The 21,833-nt window shown below is 42.0% G+C and carries 15 protein-coding genes and 1 other RNA gene; 9 read left to right on the top strand and 7 right to left on the bottom strand.

The features are described from left to right. Positions 1-169: 169 nt before the first annotated feature. Positions 170-2,077: a TonB-dependent receptor plug domain-containing protein gene (locus JMX91_RS07160; protein ID WP_201548301.1), complete on the bottom strand. Its 1,908-nt coding sequence runs from the start codon at positions 2,075-2,077 to the stop codon at positions 170-172. A gap of 498 nt (positions 2,078-2,575) precedes the next feature. Between JMX91_RS07160 and JMX91_RS07155 the strand changes: the two genes are divergently transcribed. Beyond that, positions 2,576-4,501, top strand: coding sequence for a mechanosensitive ion channel family protein (locus JMX91_RS07155; RefSeq protein ID WP_413786783.1), 1,926 nt, complete (start codon positions 2,576-2,578; stop codon positions 4,499-4,501). A 60-nt stretch (positions 4,502-4,561) separates the two neighbouring features. Here JMX91_RS07155 and JMX91_RS07150 read toward each other — a convergent pair whose 3' ends face one another. The 5 genes from JMX91_RS07150 to JMX91_RS07130 form a co-directional block, all read right to left on the bottom strand. Continuing rightward, positions 4,562-5,194 (bottom strand): DNA-3-methyladenine glycosylase family protein, encoded by a 633-nt coding sequence (locus tag JMX91_RS07150; protein WP_201548299.1) that lies wholly within the window; start codon positions 5,192-5,194, stop codon positions 4,562-4,564. A gap of 207 nt (positions 5,195-5,401) precedes the next feature. Beyond that, positions 5,402-6,133, bottom strand: coding sequence for a Smr/MutS family protein (locus JMX91_RS07145; RefSeq protein ID WP_057760364.1), 732 nt, complete (start codon positions 6,131-6,133; stop codon positions 5,402-5,404). A gap of 108 nt (positions 6,134-6,241) precedes the next feature. After that, entirely contained in the window at positions 6,242-7,111 is an 870-nt protein-coding gene (gene trpC / locus JMX91_RS07140; RefSeq protein WP_201548298.1) for an indole-3-glycerol phosphate synthase TrpC, read from the bottom strand. A 170-nt stretch (positions 7,112-7,281) separates the two neighbouring features. Beyond that, on the bottom strand, positions 7,282-8,403 hold the full coding sequence (gene trpD, locus JMX91_RS07135) for an anthranilate phosphoribosyltransferase (RefSeq protein WP_201548297.1): 1,122 nt from the start codon (positions 8,401-8,403) through the stop codon (positions 7,282-7,284). 97 nt (positions 8,404-8,500) lie between these two features. After that, positions 8,501-9,124, bottom strand: a complete 624-nt coding sequence (locus JMX91_RS07130) for an anthranilate synthase component II (protein ID WP_201548296.1) — start codon at positions 9,122-9,124, stop codon at positions 8,501-8,503. An 827-nt stretch (positions 9,125-9,951) separates the two neighbouring features. On the opposite strand from JMX91_RS07130, the gene glnA reads away from it, so the two are divergent. Together glnA and JMX91_RS07120 are read left to right on the top strand one after the other, a co-directional pair. Beyond that, positions 9,952-11,361: a type I glutamate--ammonia ligase gene (gene glnA / locus JMX91_RS07125; protein ID WP_057760355.1), complete on the top strand. Its 1,410-nt coding sequence runs from the start codon at positions 9,952-9,954 to the stop codon at positions 11,359-11,361. A 202-nt stretch (positions 11,362-11,563) separates the two neighbouring features. Then, a complete protein-coding gene (locus JMX91_RS07120) occupies positions 11,564-12,307 on the top strand; it encodes a DUF4124 domain-containing protein (RefSeq protein WP_201548295.1) in 744 nt (247 codons plus the stop codon). Between the two features lie 95 nt (positions 12,308-12,402). Here the strand turns inward: JMX91_RS07120 and JMX91_RS07115 are convergent, their stop codons facing one another. Beyond that, positions 12,403-13,119: an SIMPL domain-containing protein gene (locus JMX91_RS07115; RefSeq protein WP_201548294.1), complete on the bottom strand. Its 717-nt coding sequence runs from the start codon at positions 13,117-13,119 to the stop codon at positions 12,403-12,405. A gap of 308 nt (positions 13,120-13,427) precedes the next feature. Between JMX91_RS07115 and ffs the strand changes: the two genes are divergently transcribed. From ffs to JMX91_RS07085, 6 genes are all read left to right on the top strand, one after another. Beyond that, positions 13,428-13,524, top strand: an RNA gene (gene ffs / locus JMX91_RS07110) — signal recognition particle sRNA small type. A 266-nt stretch (positions 13,525-13,790) separates the two neighbouring features. Continuing rightward, a complete protein-coding gene (locus tag JMX91_RS07105; protein ID WP_201548292.1) occupies positions 13,791-14,387 on the top strand; it encodes a LemA family protein in 597 nt (198 codons plus the stop codon). 13 nt (positions 14,388-14,400) lie between these two features. Next, positions 14,401-17,373, top strand: coding sequence for a M48 family metalloprotease (locus tag JMX91_RS07100; RefSeq protein ID WP_227679321.1), 2,973 nt, complete (start codon positions 14,401-14,403; stop codon positions 17,371-17,373). Between the two features lie 114 nt (positions 17,374-17,487). Next, positions 17,488-18,381, top strand: a complete 894-nt coding sequence (locus tag JMX91_RS07095) for a DNA polymerase III subunit psi (protein WP_201548290.1) — start codon at positions 17,488-17,490, stop codon at positions 18,379-18,381. Positions 18,382-18,472: 91 nt separating this feature from the next. Then, positions 18,473-19,600 carry a 3-phosphoserine/phosphohydroxythreonine transaminase gene (gene serC / locus JMX91_RS07090; protein WP_201548288.1) on the top strand — a complete coding sequence of 376 codons (1,128 nt, stop codon included), beginning with the start codon at positions 18,473-18,475 and terminating at the stop codon, positions 19,598-19,600. A 288-nt stretch (positions 19,601-19,888) separates the two neighbouring features. Continuing rightward, positions 19,889-21,721: an extracellular solute-binding protein gene (locus JMX91_RS07085; protein WP_201548286.1), complete on the top strand. Its 1,833-nt coding sequence runs from the start codon at positions 19,889-19,891 to the stop codon at positions 21,719-21,721. The last annotated feature ends 112 nt before the right edge of the window (positions 21,722-21,833 follow it).

Raw genomic sequence — 21,833 nt, 5'->3', positions numbered from 1 at the left:
GAGGTCGTTATTGTAATAGATGAGGGGTTAATTGTCACCTATTGACTGAGATAAATGATAAGCAATCATGGCATAAGCACCTGTATGTTTTTCATAGGTATAAAAAAAGCCACCTGTAGATGACCTTTTATATTTACATAAGCGCTAGGTTTTTAATTGCTAAATTAGCTTAGTACCAGTTGTAAGTTAGGGAAGTGAAGTAATTGATACCGTCAGTGTTATAGCCAATATCTGTTATATAATCTTCGTTAGTGATATTGTTTAAACGTGCTGTCATGGATAGGTTATCAGTCAGTTCATAGCTACCACTGATATTCAGCAACCCATAATTGTCTACAAATTGAGCCTCGGTATTGGTAATTCTGCTGTAATAGTTACCCACATATTGATATTCAGCACGAATATCCAAACTTGGCAGACGGTACCCAATATATACTAAGCCTTTATGCTCAGGACGGTAGGGAAGATAGTTACCATCATTGCTTCCGCCACTATTGTCTTCTGCCTGCTGGTAGTCATAGCTACCACCAAATAAGTAATTATCAATGGCCCAATCTGATGTCAACGATAAACCTTTAATTTTGGCTTCGTTGACATTTTGAGTAGCCCCTGCATAAGGGTTGGTAGGCGTAGGACTTGCAACATAACTGATTAAATCTTCAACGTCGTTATAGTAGCCAGTTAGGCGTGTAGACTGTAAGGGCGTGCTGTATTCAACAAAGGCTTCATAGTTATCACTGGTTTCAGGTTTTAGATCCGGGTTACCACCGTATCCAGGGTATATATCATTGAAAGTAGGTGCGCGAAATCCTTTTGCATAGCTAGTACCAATACGCCAATCAGGGCTAATATGATAAGCACCGCCTAAGTTATAAGTAGTTTCATCACCATATTGTGAGTTGTCATCATAACGTAGGTTCGCTTGGCCATTGAATTGGTCGACATCAACTATATAGCCAAAAAATGCACTGGTTACATCACGGTCATCGATTTCATATGCACTGCTGTCCAAGCTCTGGTTAAGGTATTCGATCCCGTAAAAACCTTGACCAATCGAGATCTGATGTTGACCGAGTAAACTTATTTGGTCTTGCTTGGTATCAAATACCCCGCCATATTGACTAGAAGAGTCACTCTTATCAATTGAATGGCCATATTGTAGTTTCAATGAAGAACCTGGCATATACCTCCAGTCTACATAGGCTTGAGCACTACCGTTCTCTTGGTCAGCATGAGCGTTATCATAATCACCATCATCAAAATCAGTAGTAGACTTGCTGTATAAAGCACTGGCGCCGGCTAGCCATTGATCGTTAATGCGTTGATTTATAGCAATACTCATGTTGTCGCTTTCAAACCCGTCTTCATCTTTATTATAACCAGATGCATTGGGCAATTTGGCGCTAATACCATCGCTTTCATTATGACTGGCTGACAAGCTCAACGTGGTACCAGTATCATTAGCAAACTGCGCACTCGCACCATATAAGTATTGATCGTTTGAGCCAACGCCAGCAGTAACCGACATGCTGCTTTGATCTACATTGCCGCCTTTGGTGAATACTTGAATGACGCCGCCCATCGCGTCTGCACCATATATACTAGAGCCTGATGCACCATATAAAATTTCGATACGGTCAATTTGATCGGCAGGCAATAAGTTAAGTGCTGCTCCACCATTACTAACAGAACTATAGCGAACACCATCAATCAAGACTAAGATTTGCTTGCTATCGTAACCGCGCATATAAAAATTCGAAGCTGTACCCATGCCCCCATTAGTATAATGACTGATACCAGGTTGCTGCTTAAGAACTTCAAAAGCACTTTGGCCTTGATAGTGCTTTAGCTCTTCACTATTAACTACACGAGTTTGGGCAATCGTATTGCTAACTTTAGTAGGTGTACGAGTCGCTGTTACGACGATCTCATCAAGTTCAACTTGTGGTAGGTTACTATCGTTGATGGAAGTATTTTCAGAGGTAGCTGCCATTGCGGTATTTACTGCAAGTAAGCCAAGCGCGCTCAAAATACTTAAACGAAGATAGGTACGTGAAGATGCACGTGATACAGACATAGTCGATTCCAAAGTAATCAAGTTAAAAATGCAGAAATGAGAGGTAACTATTATGACGTAAAAGGGGTCAAAAGTTACAAAAAACAGTATATAAGCAAAACTGCGCTCATTATCTACAAATTAGCCTGCTTTATAAACTACTTTAACCTAATGTTTATTCAGGGTAGGCTGAATACTACTCATGTTAGCTTGCTAATAGTCTATTAAAAATTACTTTACTTAGATATTCTATGAGAATTTATACCACTGTATAAGAGAAGCCTATCCTTAAAAATACCTACTATATTAGAAGCGCACATAGAGTAAGAAACCAAATACCAATACAGTTAGCTACAAAATTGCGTAATCAAAAGCACTGCTGTTATAAATAATTGTTACTATAGTATGGACGCCACCTGTCATTTATCATGCCATTTTTAAACTAAGAGGTTTGTTTTGTCTATCAAGCATAATCTGACTCCCAGTCCTTCGCCTGATTTATTCTCTGCTATTACTAAGATGCCTTTTATAGTCGCAATGCTATTACTGACTACGCTGTTGAGTATTGGCTTGCCAAATAATGCTTATGCTGTTGAGGCTGGGGCTCTTGGAGTGGGTAATGACAGTAGTGGAGAGACAGTAAGTACGCCATTGCCTGATTCATTTGGCCGAGATACACCGCGTCATACGGTACAAGGGTTTATCAGTGCGCTGGGTGAAAATGATTATTTGCTGGCAAGTAATTATCTCAACTTATCTAAGTCTGACAACCCAACGACCGTTGTGCGACAGTTCAAACAAGCACTTGATGCAGGCGGGCGATTTCAGCCTGACCTGCAGATCAGCAATACCCCTGAAGGGAATCTGACCGACCAGCTGCCACCTAGCCAAGAAAATGTCGGTGTGATTAATATCGGCGAGCGAAGTGTTCCGTTACTACTCGAAAGGGTGGTCTCAAAACAGAATGAACAATATTGGCAGTTCTCTAGCGATACGCTGACCTCAGTACCAGAAGTGATAGAAAATACTGAGCCGACCTTGGTCTCTCGCTATACAGTTGATTCTTTAGATGGCAAAAAGCTTTTCGGCTATCAGTTAGCTGACTTGGTCGCTGCGCTCACCATGATTGTGACCAGCTTTGTACTCACTTATGTCGCGGTATGGTTGCTGTACCATTTATTAAGGATTGTATATCCGCGTGTGCGTGGGACGCCGTTGCCATTACCAGACAAAGTTATTTTGCCATTATCTGTCGTGATCATGGCACTGATACTATCCGAGGTTATGGTTTATGCAGGGGTTTCGGTGACCCTGCGTGAGCCGGTCAATCGCTTTACGGATATAGCCTCTTGGTTGGCGCTGACTTGGCTACTATTGCGAGTGATCGATGCGATATTCACCCGAGCGGTAAATTTAAGCTACAAGAAAAACTATACTGAGCGAGTCTCAATTTTGGGATTGCTGCGTAAAGTCGTCAAAGCGCTATTACTGATATTTGCAGTGATTGTCATTTTTGGCAATTTGGGTTTTGATTTGACCACTGGTATTGCGGCACTGGGTGTGGGTGGTTTGGCATTAGCCCTTGGTGCGCAAAAGACCATCGAAAACCTAGTTGGTAGTGTTGTAGTGGTGGCAGACTCACCTGTACGTATCGGTGATTACTGTAAATTCGGTACTTACGAAGGCACAGTTATCGACATTGGTATTCGCTCATCGCGTGTACGGACCTTGTCGCGGACGATTGTTACGGTACCAAATGGTGATTTTTCATCGATGCAGATCGAAAACTTTACCTCTCGGGATATGTTTCGTTTCTTCCATTACTTATATATTAAGCGTACCGCTGATCTTGACGTAATATTTAAAATGGTTAATGACTTGGATGAATTTATAAAAGAGCATGATTTGACCAATCAAGAATGGAATCAGGTCAATATTTTGGAGCTGCGCCAAGATTGCTATGTTATACAGTTGCAAGCTTATGTGAATGCTATTGGTATCATTGAGTTCTATGACAAACAAAACGCTTTGTTTGTCGATATATTAAAGAAAGTTGCGACATATAAAGTAGAACATGCATTGCCGACTCAGCAGTTGATTGTTAATCAAACGGAGCTTGAACATCATGTGGGAAGTAGCACTGATGAATCAGCAGCAGGAAATGAATCAGATAACAGTAGTAACTCTGCTAATAATGAAGTGTCTGATAACAAGGAAGTAAACACAAGCGTATACAGGAAAGATTGCAACGACGATGGCGTTAATATTCGTAAAGATAGCGACAAGGCTAAAAATGATGTCGCAAGTCACCACAAATTCTCTATGGCGACCGTCAGCAGAAGTGGTGCGCTTAAGGCACTAAAGCATAAAAGTCATATGCTAAGAAAAAGTAAGTTTAAGCACACTAAAAATAAATCTGGTTTTTCTATATGGAACCAGCCTTAAAAGAGACTCTTTGCTCACGAGTGGTAGTGAATAACACTAGCTATGTCTTTGCTCAATTATTCATAAAGGTACTGCAGTTTTATCACGTAATGAGCCGTAGTACGACCAAAGCAATAGACTGGCAGCACTGCGACAAGGTGACCAGTGCTGAGTTAAGTCTTTTAGCTGCTTGGGTGTTGGGCGCTCTGCTAAGCCTAACAACTCCATGGCTGCAACTTTAATGGCTAAATCATCGACAGCGAGTATGTCTGCACGTTTTAGTGAAAATAGTAAATACATCTCAGCTGTCCAGCGCCCAATGCCTGTCACAGCTGTCAAGGTTGTTATGACTTCTTCATTTGGAAAGGTTTCTAACGCTGCAAAGTCTATATCATGATCCACTAAAGAGCGTACATAACGAGTTTTCTGCTTGGACAATCCCTGTGTCTTCAAAGTATCGTCTGTCGCTTCACGTATAGCTTGCGGGGTGATCAATTCTGCATCAACCAACCGTTTCCAAATACTGGCAGCGGCGGCAACTGATAACTGCTGACCAACCATCGCTCTCATCAACTGCTCAAACCCACCTGCATTATGCCTAAGATTAGGTGTGCCAACCTGCTTATGCACAGGAGCAAACCTTGGTTCAATGGTAATCAGTGTAGCAATCTGCCTTTCTAGTTCGTTGGTGTTTTCAATAGTCTGTATGCTCATAGTGATTTCGCTTTGCTAATTAGAAGGTGCTCAAGTCAATATATTAATGCAGAATGAGAAGCTAACATTAAATGGAATGTACATTAAAGAGAGCGTTCATTAAAGGAAAAATTGTTGCAGTCTACCTCTAGACCATAAGTGATTGATAAAAAAAGGACTGCAAATAAGCAGTCCTTTTTATGTAGTACCGTATCACTAACAATAGACCTATTCGCCATCTGCTTTAGGTTTTTTAAGTAGTACTAGTACAGCACCGTTACCACCATCTTTTGGGGGCGCAGAGCAAAAAGCTAATACTTCTGGCAATTGACGTAACCAGCCGTTAATACAAGTTTTTAGAATCGCTTCGCTACCTTTACCATGTACGATTTTTACCATAGTTTCGTTTTTCTGCTTGGCTTGGCTCAATAGTTGAGTCATTGCTTCGCGAGCTTCTTCTATTGTACAGCCATGGATATCTACCGCATCATACCAACGCAGCTTGCCTTTTTTGAGCTGATCAAAGATTTTATTTTGCAGTGTAGGCTGCTTATAAGACAAATAAGCTTCAGCAGCGACAGGGTTTAGTAGTGCTTGCATATCTGACAAGCCTGCACCTAAATCACTGGCTTCACTACCTTGAGCCGCAGCACGTTTTGATAGTGTCGCTGCATCAGGTTTACCTGCTCTAGCTGCGCTGGCAGGTGAGCGGACATTTTTATCTTCTAACTGATTGACACCGTGCATGGCTTGCATAAATAGAACTTTATCGTCATCGATATGTTCACTATCTAGCTGCTTAACCGTCTTTTTTACTTGCTTTTGAGTCGGTAGCGACACCGGCTCAGTTGGCTTTTGATTCTCACCTTCAGGTGAATTGGTATCACGGCCTTTGCTCAGCTGGCCTTTGAGTTCTTTAAGCTGGTCTTGCATTTCTTTTGAAAACAGAGAGTTTGACATAAAAGTTAACGTATCGTTGATTGATGAATGGTTGATTGAACAATGTCTATAGCACAGACATTGTTCAAGCTATCGAGCATTTATTGAAACATAAATTATTGAGTTACTTTACCCGTCTGCTGCGACGCCCGCAAGTAAGGATTGTAACGCTTGCCCTGGATGATCAGTTTTCATAAATTGCTCACCGATCAAAAAGTGCTGAATATCATTATTTAGCATCAAACGAATATCATCACTGCTATGAATACCACTCTCGGTCACGATAAGTGGTTTTTGTTCAGCACTATCAGTAGCAAGTGCGTCGTTTAAAATATTCTTAAGATCAAGCGTGGTTTGCAGGTCAACATCGAAGGTATTTAAATCACGATTATTGATACCGTAAATATTGTGTACTGAACGTGGCAACTGTAGCGCACGCTCAAGCTCAGATTTGGTATGCACTTCTATCAATACGTCCATACCAAGCTCAATACTGAGTGCATGTAGCTCTCGTACTTGGGCATCATCTAGGCAAGCCATAATGAGTAGGATGCAGTCAGCGCCCATTAGGTAGGATTGATAAATTTGATAGACATCAATCATAAAGTCTTTACGTAATATCGGTAAGCTTGAGGTATTAGCCGCTTGAATAAGGTAGCTGTCATCGCCTTGAAAGTAATCACGGTCGGTCAATACAGACAGACAACTAGCGCCTGCTTGCTCATACTGCTGCGCAAATAGAGCAGGGGTAAAGTTATGATTGATAATGCCTTTAGACGGTGAGGCTTTTTTAATCTCAGCAATGATACCGATACCATTTTCTTTAGTGCCAGCAGCATGTAATGCCGCGGCAAAACCTCGACGCGGTTTATCATCAGCTGCGACCTGTGCTTTCAAGTCCTCTAAAGACAATGCTTCGCGAGCGGCTTTTACTTCTTCTACTTTGGTGGCGACAATGCGCTGTAGCACTGACGGTATGTCTGAATGGGTTGTGGTCATACTGGTATCCGAATATCGTTAAATGTAAATACAGTCAGAGAGCTATTAATAACTACTAAATGGCTACGGCGTTTCCCTTCCTAGATGTACGATTTGTACAATCTGTGGTCGGCTGCCTTGTATCCGTTTTAGATTTTTTTGACTATAGACAGTATATAAATGCGTATAGATTAACCTTGAGCGACTAGCTGTTGGGTATAGTTGGCTAAAGACTCAAGTTTGAGTAAAGAATCACCATTTTGAATGATTTTCTGTGCTCGGCTAACACCGTTAGGGTAGTTGCTGGCAAGTCCTGCGGTGTATATCGCGGCACCTGCATTTAGCGCAATCATGTCACGTGCTTTAAGTACGGCACGGTCATGAGTGTCGGCTCCAGATAGTGCAGCACGAATCAACTCAAGGCTTTGTGCTGGAGAGTCGACATCGAGGCCAATAAGGGTTTGAGATTCGATACCCGCATCTTCTGGCATCATGTCATAAACTGATATCTCGCCATCTTTTAGCTCAGCGACTGTGGTCGAAGTCGCAAGACTGATTTCATCAAGACCATCTTTTGCGCCTACTACCATGACATGACGTGCGCCTAAGTTTTTCATTACCTTAGCAATCGGCTCACATAACTGCGCGGTAAACACACCGATGACTAAGTTTGGCGTGCCAGCAGGGTTGGTCAATGGGCCCAAAATATTAAAGATGGTACGCGCTTTTAACTCACGGCGTACAGGGTTGGCGTAACGCATGGCGCTGTGATGATTGGGTGCGAATAAAAATCCAATACCTTGGTTTTCGATACAGTCTTTCGCCTGCTCTGGCGTGAGCGCAAGACTGATACCTGCTTGCTCAAGTAAGTCTGAGCTACCAGACTTGGTCGAAACGCCGCGATTGCCGTGCTTAGCAACTTGTGCACCAGCTGCCGCAACAACCAACGCCGATGCAGTCGAGACATTGAACAAGTTAGCACCATCACCGCCAGTACCAACGATATCTACCAAGTAATCGCAGTTCTTTGGTTCAATATTGGCGGCTAGTGCACGCATGGCACTGGCAGACGCAGTAATCTCGTCGATGGATTCGCCTTTCATGCGTAGTCCTGTCAAGATAGCGCCCATCATAGCGTCGCTGCATCTACCTTGCATGATAATCAGCATCACTTGATACATCTCATCAAAGGTTAAGTCAATGTGTTGAAATATTCTACCCAAAGCTGTGGTTAGCAATTGATGCGTTTGCTCATCAGACAATTTTGCAATACTCTCTGGCGTGTGCGTTTCTTCTATTTTTGTCGTACTCATTATGGTCTCACTTACTATTATTTTTTATGTGAATCTGTGTGAAATGTGGCATGGGCTTATAAAAGTAGTATTTTTATTAACATGCTTTTAGTAAAATCTAGCCAACTTGCGGTAGCTCATCGGATGTCAGAGTAGCTAAGCCATGAGTCTGTAAAAAGTTATTGAGCAATTGGTAACCTGCTTCGCTCAATATCGACTCAGGATGGAACTGGACGCCTTCTACAGTAAACTCTTTATGGCGAATACCCATGATTTCCTCAATACTACCTTCAGTATTCTGTGTCCATGCGGTGAGCTCAAGGCAGTCTGGTAGGCTTGTCTTATCAATGACGAGCGAATGATAGCGCGTAACCTGTGACGGGTTAGGTAATCCAGCAAACACACCTTGCTCGTTGTGATAAATAGCTGATAAGCGGCCATGCATGACTTCGCCAGCTTTGACCACTTGACCGCCAAAGGCTTGACCGATCGCTTGATGACCCAAGCAGATACCCAGTATGGGAATAATCCCTTTAAATGTCTCAATGGCTTGCAGCGAAATACCCGCGCGGTCAGGATCGCACGGACCTGGGCCAATCACAATGACATCAGGTGCAAGGGTTTTAATCTGCTCAATGCTGACCTGATCATTACGCCAGACAGTAATGTCCTGCTTTAGCTCACCGAAGTACTGTACGATATTGTACGTAAAGCTATCGTAATTATCGATCATCAAAATCATTAAGGCTTCAACTTATCAGTTTTATTATATTTTTAACATGAAATTTGTTCTCACTGTTATCGAGTCACTTGATTGCCAAACACAAGCAGCTATGACTATAACAGAGGAGGTTATTGCGCGCGGTTATCTTATCACTATTTTGTTTTCTATCAAATGTAGGGTATAGGCTATCTAAGTAAGCACCAAGTAAAAACATATTTTTTATTATCGTATCGATAACGAGGATAGTTTGACCAAGGGTAATGTTATGAATTCAACTATTGGCATTGCACTATAAAATAGCATTTTAATAATAAATATATTTGTATTTGCACCAATTGAGTGCTTTTAGTTCTCAACTGGTGCTCTAATTAAGTGATATTCTAAAACTGAATTTGATGGGAATTAATTAATATCCAATGATATTAATCGTATAAATCACTGTAAATATTGATAATTATATCTGCCTACAACTATATCTGTGGTTGGAGTGACAATACATTGGCATAGCCTTTGCATTATTGCTGTTATGATTATTTTAAAGCCAAGAAATTGGTCTAAAAATAATTATTAACAAGAGCCCGAAGAGTTCAGCATTATGAGTTGTATATTGCTAGAATGTCGTTAGGATTGAATTGGCGTATGTTAGACCATGTGCACAAATATTGGTCTGATTAAGTAAACGCTTTAGATGAGCATCTTGACTAATACGCAAAATAGTGCTGATAATAAGCATAATATCGAATGCGCTGTTTTAGTATTGAGAGCACATCTGACATTCTTGGACAAGAACATCATATTAATAATTTTAAATCGCAATTACGTGATCAACACAACGGAGACTATTCATGTCGAATAAACTATTAGATCTTATCCAATCCTCTAATGCTAAATGGGTTGATTTTCGCTTTACTGATACACGCGGCAAAGAGCAGCACATCAGCTTCCCAGCGCATACCGTTGATGAAGATGTCATGGAAGACGGCAAAATGTTTGATGGCTCATCAATCGCTGGTTGGAAAGGTATCGAAGCGTCAGATATGATCTTGCGTCCTGATCCAGAAACTGCTTTTGTTGACCCGTTCTTTGACGCGGTGACTGTGGTAGTGACTTGCGATATCATCGAGCCATCAACGCTACAAGGTTATGACCGTGACCCACGTTCTATCGCACGTCGCGCTGAAGAGTATTTAAAGTCTACTGGTATCGGTGATACTGCTTATTTCGGTCCAGAGCCTGAATTCTTTGTATTTGACGATGTTAAATGGTCAGTCGATATGTCTGGCGTTAGTCATAAGATCACGGCTGAAGAAGCAGCATGGTCGACTAACGAGACTTACGAGTGGGGCAACATGGCGCATCGCCCACGTGTGAAAGGCGGCTATTTCCCAGTACCACCAATCGATAGCTCACATGATATGCGTGCTGTTATGTGTGAACGCATCGAAGAAATCGTTGGTGAAGGTTCGGTTGAAGTTCATCACCATGAAGTTGCTTCTTGCCAGTCTGAAATCGGTGTTGCATTCAACACGATGGTACGTAAAGCGGATGAAGTTCAGCAATTGAAATATGTTGTTCATAACGTTGCGCATCAGTTTGGCAAAACAGCGACCTTTATGCCTAAACCAATCGTTGGTGATAACGGTTCAGGTATGCACGTACATATGTCAATCTCAAAAGACGGCGTAAATACATTCTCTGGTGATGAGTATGCTGGTCTGTCTGAAACAGCATTGTATTTCATTGGCGGTATTATCAAGCATGCTCGTGCGTTGAACGCGATTACTAACCCATCAACGAACAGCTATAAGCGCCTAGTACCACATTATGAAGCGCCTATCAAACTTGCTTATTCAGCATCTAACCGTTCAGCATCTATCCGTATTCCACACGTAAGCAGTCCGAAAGCGGTACGTGTAGAAGCACGTTTCCCTGATCCAACGGCTAACCCATACCTAGCGTTTGCTGCATTGTTGATGGCCGGCCTTGACGGTATCCAAAACAAAATGCATCCAGGCGAAGCTGCTGACAAAAACTTGTATGACTTGCCACCAGAAGAAGAAGCACAAATCCCAACGGTTGCAGAGAGCTTAGACGTTGCACTACAAGCACTGCGTGACGATCATGACTTCTTATTAAAAGGTGATGTGTTCACTGAAGACATGTTAGAAGCGTTTATCGCTTTGAAAGAAGAAGAAGTACAACGTCTGAACGTAACTGTACACCCTGTTGAGTTTGATATGTACTACAGCTGCTAATTAGTCGCTAAAGCACTCAGTTATTTTGAGTCGAAAAAACCAGCTAAGTTATTCTTAGCTGGTTTTTTTATGCGTATTAATAAAGTGTATCAGTCCAGTTGTCGAATTTTCTTTGAAATCGATACTGATTTCATGTCAAAACTCACGCATAATAGTTTGATAAAATTATATTAATAGTAGACACTATCTAGGTTGATGGATTATGACTTTATTAGCAAAACCGAGTTTCTTGAAGAGTAGGATTAGAGTTGGGTTATGGACTACGGTTGCTCTCGCTAGTCTTTGTACATCTCTCACGAATGCTGCACTTATTTATAAAGTGGTTGATGAGCAAACCGGTCAAGTCACCTTTACTGACCGTCCACAGGATTATGAGCAGCAGGCTGGTAAACAAGTCAGTCAAACGGCTATTACGACGGGTAATGAGACGAGCAGGTCAACTAGTCTGAATACGACAACCAATTCTAATACAAGTCGCCAATCATCAAGTGCATCGCAGACAGTGACTGCTACTGAGTCGCCTGCGATAAATACTAAGGTGACCACGCCAGTAAACTATCAGTTAGTAATTACTGAACCTAGCGAAGAGAGAGCTTATCGTCGTCCAGTACAGAATATCGATGTCAATGTGCAGATTAAGCCTGCGTTACAGGCAGGTGATAGTGCCCGTATTTATTTTGATGATAAAGAGGTTGCACAAGGTTTAAGTGCATCTATTGCTACTGTTGATGTTTTGCCAGGTGCTCATACAATCAAGGCGGTTGTACAAAGCGAAACTGGCCAAACACTTGAGCAAATCACACGTACTGTATACGTGATTCAAAATACGACCACATTGCAAGACAACAAAAGAAAGGCAGCGCAGCTGTTGGCTTATCAAAAGTTAGCTTGGTATCAAAAATTGATGCTAAAACTGCGTCAACAGGAAGTTGCTCAGTCACAATAATGGTCTCAATAATGATTGAATATAAAGGCAAGCACCGTTAACGATGCTTGCCTTTTTTAATGTAAATCACTTATTTTATTTAACTATAAGCTGTTTTATTTAGTTAACTCGATAGTACCGTTAGCAGTCACCGAAATAGTGCTATTGCCAGACTCAAAGCTTTGGCTTGGTACTGACTCATCTGCCATTCCTGATTTCATGCTCATAGCGCTATACATCGGACGTGGGTAGTTGCTACCTGTGTTTAGGTTAACATTGACGACGCGATAGCCACGAGCATCCCACGCGCGGGTAAGGCTCTTAGCTTGCTGCTGAAAAGCGCGAGAGGCTTCGGTCATTAATTTTTGCTCTAGAGCATCCTTTTTGGTATCTGATACGCCAAAATTAAGATTGTCCATCACCAAGGTTTCTTGCAAATCAGCAATTATTTGGCTAGTCGCTGAAAAGTCTGTACTTTTTAAGTCTATGTTTGCTTGACCTGTCCAGCCAATGATTTTATCGTTTTTGTCGTAGCGTGGATAGGTGCGCTGTTGCCCTGTGCTCACGGTCACGCTAGGGTAGCGCTTGGCGATTTTCATGGCATTGTTGATTGAAGTGTTAAGCATTGTGGCTAGGGTCTTAGAGTCAGTTGCTTGTGCTTTTTTGTACAGGCTGGCACGTACTTCGTCGTTCTGAATTTCTTCTTTTATTTCTGTCTGAAACGTTAGTTGATCATAGCCTGTTGGCTCGGCATGGGCGCTACCCATCATTGCTGTCATGAGACAAACCGTGCCAGAAGCTAGTGCTGCTTTATTCAATAAAGTATTTTTCATTATTATCTCCTAAGTTGATTCTAATAATATATAAATGACAATTATCAACGCTCATTTATACATGAAAAGTCGTCCCTATTGTTCTCTAGAAATCGACATGGGTGCAACTTCATTCACTAAAATAGCAAAATTCATATAAGTTGCTGTGAGAATTTTGTGACCTAAGTTACTGATATAATTTGTGCTCATACATTGCGGACCTGAGCTAATGAACTAAATGACAGTGCTATTTAGGGCCTAAAGCAAACAGTTTTAAGATAGGGGTTGTAAAATTAAAAATTTCTTGTATAATTTGCGACTGGTGGCTCCATTGGTAGCCTCGCAACATTGTTCTATGAATCCCGCCAGGACCGGAAGGTAGCAACGGTAATAGTTATAGTGTGTGCCGAGGATGTGCTGATGGAGTCGCTTTTTTTTGCCTAAAATTTGATAATTATATTTATAAAGTATCAAAGACATATTTGTAATGTATTAAGCCCTTCATTGTAAAGGGCTTTTTTTTGTCAAAATTTTGTCTGATGGTTATCTATTTGCTTATTTAATTTCGATTTAGTTCCCTGTTCGATTTCCTTTGTAGTTCCGATCTAGTTCTGAGGTTTTATTGATTAATATGAGTTAAAATACAATGTATTAACTTTTTATTAACATTCTAGACACCTTGGAGTTTGATTATGAAGATGTTTGTTTGGCTATTCATTGCATTTGTGGTGTTGGTGGTTGTGTTTGGGGTATCCATTTTTAATAGATTGGTACGCGCACGTAACCAAGCAAAGAATGGCTTTGCTCAAATAGATGTGCAACTAAAGCGTCGTCATGATCTGATTCCAAACTTGGTCGAAACCGCTAAGCGTTATTTGAGTCATGAAGAAGAAACCCTCACTCGCGTCATTAGTGCGCGCAATCACGCCCAAGATCTACAGGACTCTAATAAGCATCAGCCAGACTCGCTAGAGCATATGGCACTATTTGCAAAAGCAGAAGGTATGTTGTCTAAAGCGTTGAGTCAGTTCTCTGCTGTCGTCGAAGCTTACCCAGAGCTCAAAGCCGATAGTATGATCAAGGAGCTCATGGATGAGTTAACCAATACGGAAAATCGCATCGGGTTTGCGCGTCAGCATTATAATGACAGCGTGATGTTTTATAATAACGATCGCGAAGTATTCCCGAATAACCTCGTCAGTACGACCTTTGGCTTTCGTCCACTCAGTCCGTTGGTATTTGAAGATAGAGAAGCGATTGCTCAGGCACCGATTGTCAATATGGGCTAAGGTTGAGATAATTTTGGCGAACTCTAGGCAGCCTAATCTGATGGATTTTTTTGGTGAACAGCGGATACGTACGCGGCGCAGTCTATTACTTTATGGACTGTTTTTCCTGATTGTACTTGCTCATATGGCTGTAGGACTGGCTCTCATGTCTATACTGCTGACAGTATTTACAGGCGGCATATATCATTGGGTATTGGTTCTGGTCATTGTCTTGACGTTAGGCAGTTTCGTTGGTGGTAGTTTTTTAGAATATCGACGCCTGCGAACAGGTGGTCGCGCTATTGCTCAGCGAGTAGGAGCGGTTAGGCTGTTCATTGATAAAAGTCAAGAAGCATGGGAGCACAGTCAAGGAGTCGCTCATCAACACGAAGCTGAAGAAAAGGTTCGCTATAGTTCACGTCATATAGCAGTACGTGATGAGCGCGATTTTCCGCCCGTTTATCGTCGCTACTATGAAATCGCTCAACAACTGGCCATTGCGGCAGGTTTGCAAACCCCTATTTTGTATGTGTTACCTGACGAGCAGGGTATCAATGGTTTTGTCGCTGGTCGCCATAGCCAAGATATGGTACTTGTCGTTACACAAGGTGCGCTAGATAAACTGTCTGATGAGGCGCTATACGGACTCATCGGTCATGAATATGGTCATATATTGCACGGCGATGCTACGTTCAATTTACAGCTGATGGTGGTATTGGCAGGCTTGCAGATACTATACGACTGGAGTGACCCAATATCCAATCACATCTCTAATAGCCTCTCTAATTATAGTCACTTTGATAGCGATAGTATTTCCCAAAAGTCTCTATCACAGAGACAGGTTGATATGCTAGCGCGTAACACAGAAGCGCAAACGGCCAATTTCACCACGCATAGTGAATGGGTCGCCTACTGGCAGCAGCAATCACAACAACAGCAGTCCTCAGCCAAGCGTCAGTCTAAATGGGTACAAACGCCACCTATAATAGATCGTCAAGCCCCGCGTAGTGTCTGGACATTGCTACTGCATGGTTTAAGCTTCTCTAGCATGGCAAGCGCGCAGTTGATTAAGCACAGTTTTAATCGTGAGCGTGAGCTACTTGCTGATGCCACTAGTGTTCAATTGACACGTACGCCTGCGATTATCGAAACCTTAAAAGCCATTCATCAAGACTCGATCGGCTCGCGTTTGTCTGGCATCGCCGATATCAATGGACTCAGTCATTTTTTCTTTGCTAGTAGTGGGGCAGACTTAGGAGATGTGTCATGGTTTGCCACCCATCCAAGCTTGACTGAGCGTATGAGCGCTATTAATGCGGATGCTTATCATCAGTTTGCGGTACAAATCGCCAAAGAAAAGCGAATAAATCAGCAAAAGGTTAAAGAAATATATAGGCAACGCCGCTTAGGTGATTGGGGAGCAATAAAAGAAAATAGCCTAAGTGAAGATTTTCCAGAAAAAAACTTGCAGCAGTCGGCGTTACTTGGATCTCAAACAGCTGCAACGATTAATACAGGTGACACTAAACAGCCAAATGATAGAAAAGTTCTTGCTGAATCTATAAGCGACAGTCGTAATAAAGATAGTGGCGAATCAGAAGGTGATGATGGTTTAGAGTTTACCGTAGAAGCTGATGTGGTAATTGAGGGGCGGCTTCAAGTACAGTCCGAAGATGTTAGTACTCATCAGCTATTAAAACCGTGGCAGTCCAAACCTGACGCTGACCTACCAGAAAACACACTAATTGGATTTAATGATATTAAAAAGGTATCACTGCCTCAGTATATACTCAATCATAGTCATCATCCTCTAGGTGCGCTAGCATTAATCGAAGCTGTTTTGCTTTGTCATCAGCATCAATCATTATCAGCGACTGCCACTTATAGTTTGAATGATATTTGGAATGATGGCTTCTCTGTTGCGACTGACTCGACTTCCCATGAGCAAGTATTGCCACATAGGATAGATACTAAGCTGATGACAGTAGTAGCCAGTTTGGACAGGCGTTTAGACAGCGCTTTGATTGAGCTCGCCTTAAACCAATTGCATCAAAATAATTTATCTGAACTATGTATCGAAAGTCTAAAGCTCAAAAGTAAAGACGATCATAGTCACGACAGTCATCAGTACTATAAAAAACAAGAAAAATGCCGTACGATGTTGTTGCGTTATCAGCAGGGCATATTTAAGTTATTTAACCAACAACTGACATCTGACTTAACCAAAAGCTTAGCTTATGATTCATCAGATAAAAATATACCTAGTGATAACTCTCATGCGGCTGCTCTGAATAACTCGTTAGCTTTAGCACATCAAAAATCACCAATATTATCATTATGGCAAGCGTTACATTTGCAACAGTTGCTAACGATATTGTCTAAAGTTTTACAAGATACAGACGCGCGGTCTCTATGGTCACAGATAATGAATACTGGTATGGAAGACGTAAGGGCGCAACTAGATCCTTCAGGTCAGGTGTTTACAGGTCTTAATAAATCAGAAGTACCAGTTGTTGTCTTATTGGCTTATCGACTATCAAAAGATGCAAAAGGCCAGATGATCTCAATGCATGACCGATCGTTATTGAGTGAAGGTAACGACAGTGTGGCGCATTATATTGTAGATTTGAGACGGCATGCGCGCTTGATTAATATTGATCTCGTCACAGTAAGCGATGTTAATTTACAGTGGCTATTATTGACCGCACAGCATTTGAATAGCATGCAGTTATTGGCGATTATTTTAGCGGTTCCTGTCTCGGCCAATCACTCTTTCAAGCGCTTGGTAGGTGCTCAGAATGCTGATAATTATCGAGAGAAGCAACAGGAGGGTAGCCAAATAGATTATAATGAAAGTGAGATGAACCAGCCGACTCATAATGAGTATCGCCAATGGCTAAGTACGTTGCATACGGTGATGTTACACGATACGATAATTAGCCAAGATGAATACGATTGTTTGTTGGTAATATCAGAGCGTTGGCTGGGTATTCGACAGCTGTTTTGATGGGTATGGATCTAGTATTTGATTAATGGTGTGATGCATACTTAGTGAGAGCTGCCAAAACCATAAAAACATCTATAAATGATATAAACAAAATGAGTAGGATAGTAGAGTCAAATGAGTGATACCCAAGACCCGCTAACTGTATTACAGCGCCGTGTGCAGCAACGCCAAATTCTAGCGATGATGGGTATCAATCAGTGGGTACAACCTGAGTCAGAAACCATCAATATGGCTGACATTGCGACAGCTTCGGTTGAGCAGTCAAATATTGATTCCACTGATATTGAGTCTAACAACAATGAAGTAGTGAGTGCTAAAATTGTAGGCACAGTTGATCAACCGACTGATGGTTATGATATCAATGACTATAATGCTAACGGCTATGTTGCCGATGAGTATGAGACTGATTTGCAAGCTACCACTGAACAGACGGCTAGTGAGCAAAGCCCTGTTACTTATAGCTTTGATTCCGTTGATTCAAATACGGCCAGTTCGGATGCTGTTAATTCAAGTGCTGGGTCTAACTATCATGACATCCCAAGTACTGCATCGAACCAAACTGCTGTAACCTCTACGAATACACATATTGAGCAACCTCAATTTGCGCAGAGAGCTAGTGATGACAGAATAAATGATGATAGCTTAAAAAAAGTAGCACCATTTGACCTGCAAGGTGGTCGCTATGGTGACTGGGTAATATTGGTTGATATCAAAGCGCTAAATAGTGACAGTCAAAAACTATGGCAAAACATCACTAAAGCGCTATCAATCACTTGCGAGACCACCTCGTTTCCGATTTGTGATGGTATGGATACTGCTGAGCTTGCCAATGCCAGTCTTGCAGGATATATCTTTCGAATTGGCCGAAGCGAAGAGATACAAGTTGCTGCACTGACAGCGCTACCTGACGGCCTCCAATATTCCAATCTGACCACTGTGCCGACATTAGAAGAAATGCTCGCAGACAGTGATGCTAAACGTCAGCTATGGGAGCAGATATCTCATTGAGTTGTATGAAAACTAACATCGATACCAATGCCTTTATCAACAAACTGAAATAAAAAAATCCTTTTATTTCATCATACCTAGGACTGTGATTATGCCTACAACCCCAACGTCTACAGCAACTGCCACACCGCATCGCCTGCCAAATTTTTGTGCTGGACCTGCTACTATGCCAACAGCCGTATTAGAGCGCGCACAGAGCGAACTGCTTGATTGGCAAGGTCGCGGCCTGTCGGTCATGGAAGTCAGTCATCGTAGCAAAGAGTATATGGCCATTACTGACAAAGCGGAAGCTAAGCTACGCACGCTTATGGAGATACCAGATAACTATAAAGTGCTGTTTTTGCAAGGTGGCGCTAGCTTACAGTTTTCTGCGATTCCATTGAATCTGTTGAATGGTGGACGCGGTGACTATTTGACGACAGGTGCATGGTCAGGCAAAGCGATCAAAGAAGCCAAGCGCTATGAAGCCTTGGGTTTGGGTAGGATTAACCTAGTTGCAACTGGTAAAGAGAATAACTTTACTGACGTACCAGCGCAAAGCGACTGGAATATTAGTGAAGACGCCGCTTATTTTCATTACTGTGCCAATGAAACGATTCATGGTCTACAGATATTTGAGCCACCACAAGTAGATGCACCAATCATTGCTGATATGTCATCTTGTATCTTGTCACAGCCGATAGACGTGTCTAAATTTGGCATGATCTACGCAGGCGCACAGAAAAACATCGGTCCTGCAGGTCTGGTAATTGTCATTATCCGTGAGGATTTGATGGGGCAAGCAAGTGAATGGTGTCCTATGCTGCTGAATTATGAGCATCAAGCTGACAAAGAGTCTATGTCTAACACGCCAGCGACGTATTCTTGGTACTTAGCAGGGCTGGTGTTTGATTGGTTGGAAGAGCAGGGCGGTGTGGCTGCTATCGGTAAAATCAATCAGCAAAAAGCCGACTTACTTTATAAGACAATCGATGAGAGCAGTTTTTATAATAATCCAGTAGATTCTAAATATCGCTCTATCATGAACGTGCCGTTTACTTTAGCAGACAGCAGTCTTGATAAAGTATTCTTAGAAGAGTCAGAAAAAGCTGGCTTGTTAAATCTAAAAGGTCATCGTGACGTAGGCGGTATGCGAGCCAGTATCTACAATGCCGTGCCACTTGAGTGGGTACAGCAGCTGGTTGATTTTATGATTACTTTTGAAAAAAAGCACGCGTAAGCGAAATAGTAACTGCTAGCGTATAAAGTCTTCATATATATACTCATATCAAAAAAGGCGCAACTAGTCATGGTTGCGCCTTTTTTATATGTATAAGCAGACAGTTTGGTCGTGCTAGCGAGTAGTAATAATAGTGTAATGCTATCACCATTAAGTCATATCCTTGGCAAACCATTAGGTGAGACAGCCTAACTTTGTTATGATAAAGTTTTGCACTCAGGTTACTTCTCATTCAGTATTCTTGTTTTGATCCCTAAATTGGTTGGCATAGAGGTTTGTGATAACACCATGATAAAAAATGCCCTGTTAAAAGCTGTATTGCTAACCATCACCATCAGTTGGATACCGAGCAGTATCGCTGCACCTATTACGACGACCGCGCTTGGTCACAATAGCCCCACTGAGTACATCAATGCACCTTACTTACCTTATGCCAATCCAAAAGCGCCATCAGGGGGCACGCTTTCTCTAGATGCTCGCGGTACGTTTAATAGCGCCAATAAATGGATGACCACGGGTGTAGCGATGATTGGCACAGACTATCTGTATGATACTTTGATGACTGGCTCATTAAATGAAGCTTTTACGATGTATCCGCAGCTGGCAAGTAAAGTGACATATGACCCAAATGATACGAGCTGGATTATCTATCATCTCAATCCTGATGCTCGTTTTTGGGATGGGTCTACTGTGACCAGTCGCGATGTAAAAGCGACTTTTGAGGCAATATTGAACAAAGGCCCCATGTATATTCGCAGTTATCTTAGCGATATCAAAGACATTCAAATCATTAATGATCAACAAGTAAAGTTTGTCTTTGCATCTGCTGAAAACAAAGAAATTTTACTGACCGTTGGTCAGTTCCCTATTTTTGCCAAGTCTTCCATTGACACCGATTTTGAGAAAATCAGTCTGTCACCATTGATGGGTAGTGGTCCTTATAAATTGGGTCGCGTCGATGCGGGGCGTTCGGTAAGTTATATACGTGATCCCAATTATTGGGGTCGTGATTTGATGGTCAATCGTGGCCGCTACAACTTTGATATGATCAAGTTTGTTTATTATCAAAGTGATGAAATTGCCTTTGAAGGTTTTAAATCTGGTCAATACCGCTTTCGCCCCGAAAATAAAGCATCTAACTGGGTGACTGGGTATAATTTCCCCGCAGTCAAAGCAGGGCTTATCCAAAAAGAGACGATAACCAGCCAAAATCCAGTACCGATGCAAGCATTGGTGATGAATTTGCGTCGCCCAATCTTTCAAGATATCAAAGTTCGCCAAGCACTGACAGCTGCCTATGATTTTGAATGGATGAATAAAACCTTATTTCATGGGCAATATGAGCGTTTGCAAAGCTTTTTCCATGGCTCAGAGCTTGCCGCAACGGGTACGCCATCTGATGCAGAGATGCAGGTATTGACGCCTTTATTGTCTGAGCTCGAACCGATTCAGCGCCAAGCAACATTAGCAGAATGGCAGCTACCTACCAGTGATGGGAACGGCTTTAATCGTCAAGGGTTATTAGAGGCGCGTAAGCTATTGTTAGAGGCTGGGTTTTATTATGAGGATATGAAACTATATCAACCTGATGGGTCGCTTGCTCAGATTGAGATTTTGATGACAGGCGAGACCATGGGTCGTGTATTGTTGCCTTATATACGCAATCTAAAGCGCTTGGGATTTGATGCAACATTGCGCCAAGTCGATGGGCCGCAATATTATGAGCGTATGCGCCGTTTTGATTATGATATGGTCGTGGACGTGTTTGCCCAAAGTCTATCTCCTGGTGCTGAGCAAGCGGCATTTTGGGGTAGCGCTGCTGCTAACGAGTCGGGTAATCATAACAGTGCTGGTATCAAGAATGCAGCCGTCGATAAGGTCGTTGCTGCCCTTGGTAATGCTAAAAATCGTGACGAGATTGTACTGTATACGCAGGTGCTAGATCGGTTGTTGCGCGCAGGGCATTATGTCGTACCGCTATACGGCAAATCTGGCACCAATGTCGCTTACTGGGATCAGTATCGCCATACTGAAAAACTACCGACCAATGCTGTTGGTATCGATTACTGGTGGGTGGATAAAGAGGCAGAAGGGCGTATTAATAAATATTTAAAACAGTAAATAGTATTTACTATAAGGTTTTACCTTGTAACAACGGTCAGCTGAGCATATATGCTGTTTTTATCAAATATATGCTATCAAATAACAGTCAGATTAGATAATTCAAAATAAC

Origin of the sequence: Psychrobacter sp. Pi2-1, from assembly GCF_904846645.1 — a bacterium.
Lineage (GTDB): Bacteria > Pseudomonadota > Gammaproteobacteria > Pseudomonadales > Moraxellaceae > Psychrobacter.
The sequence above is the reverse complement of the archived record's forward strand: the minus strand, read 5'-3'. Positions and strand labels throughout refer to the sequence as shown.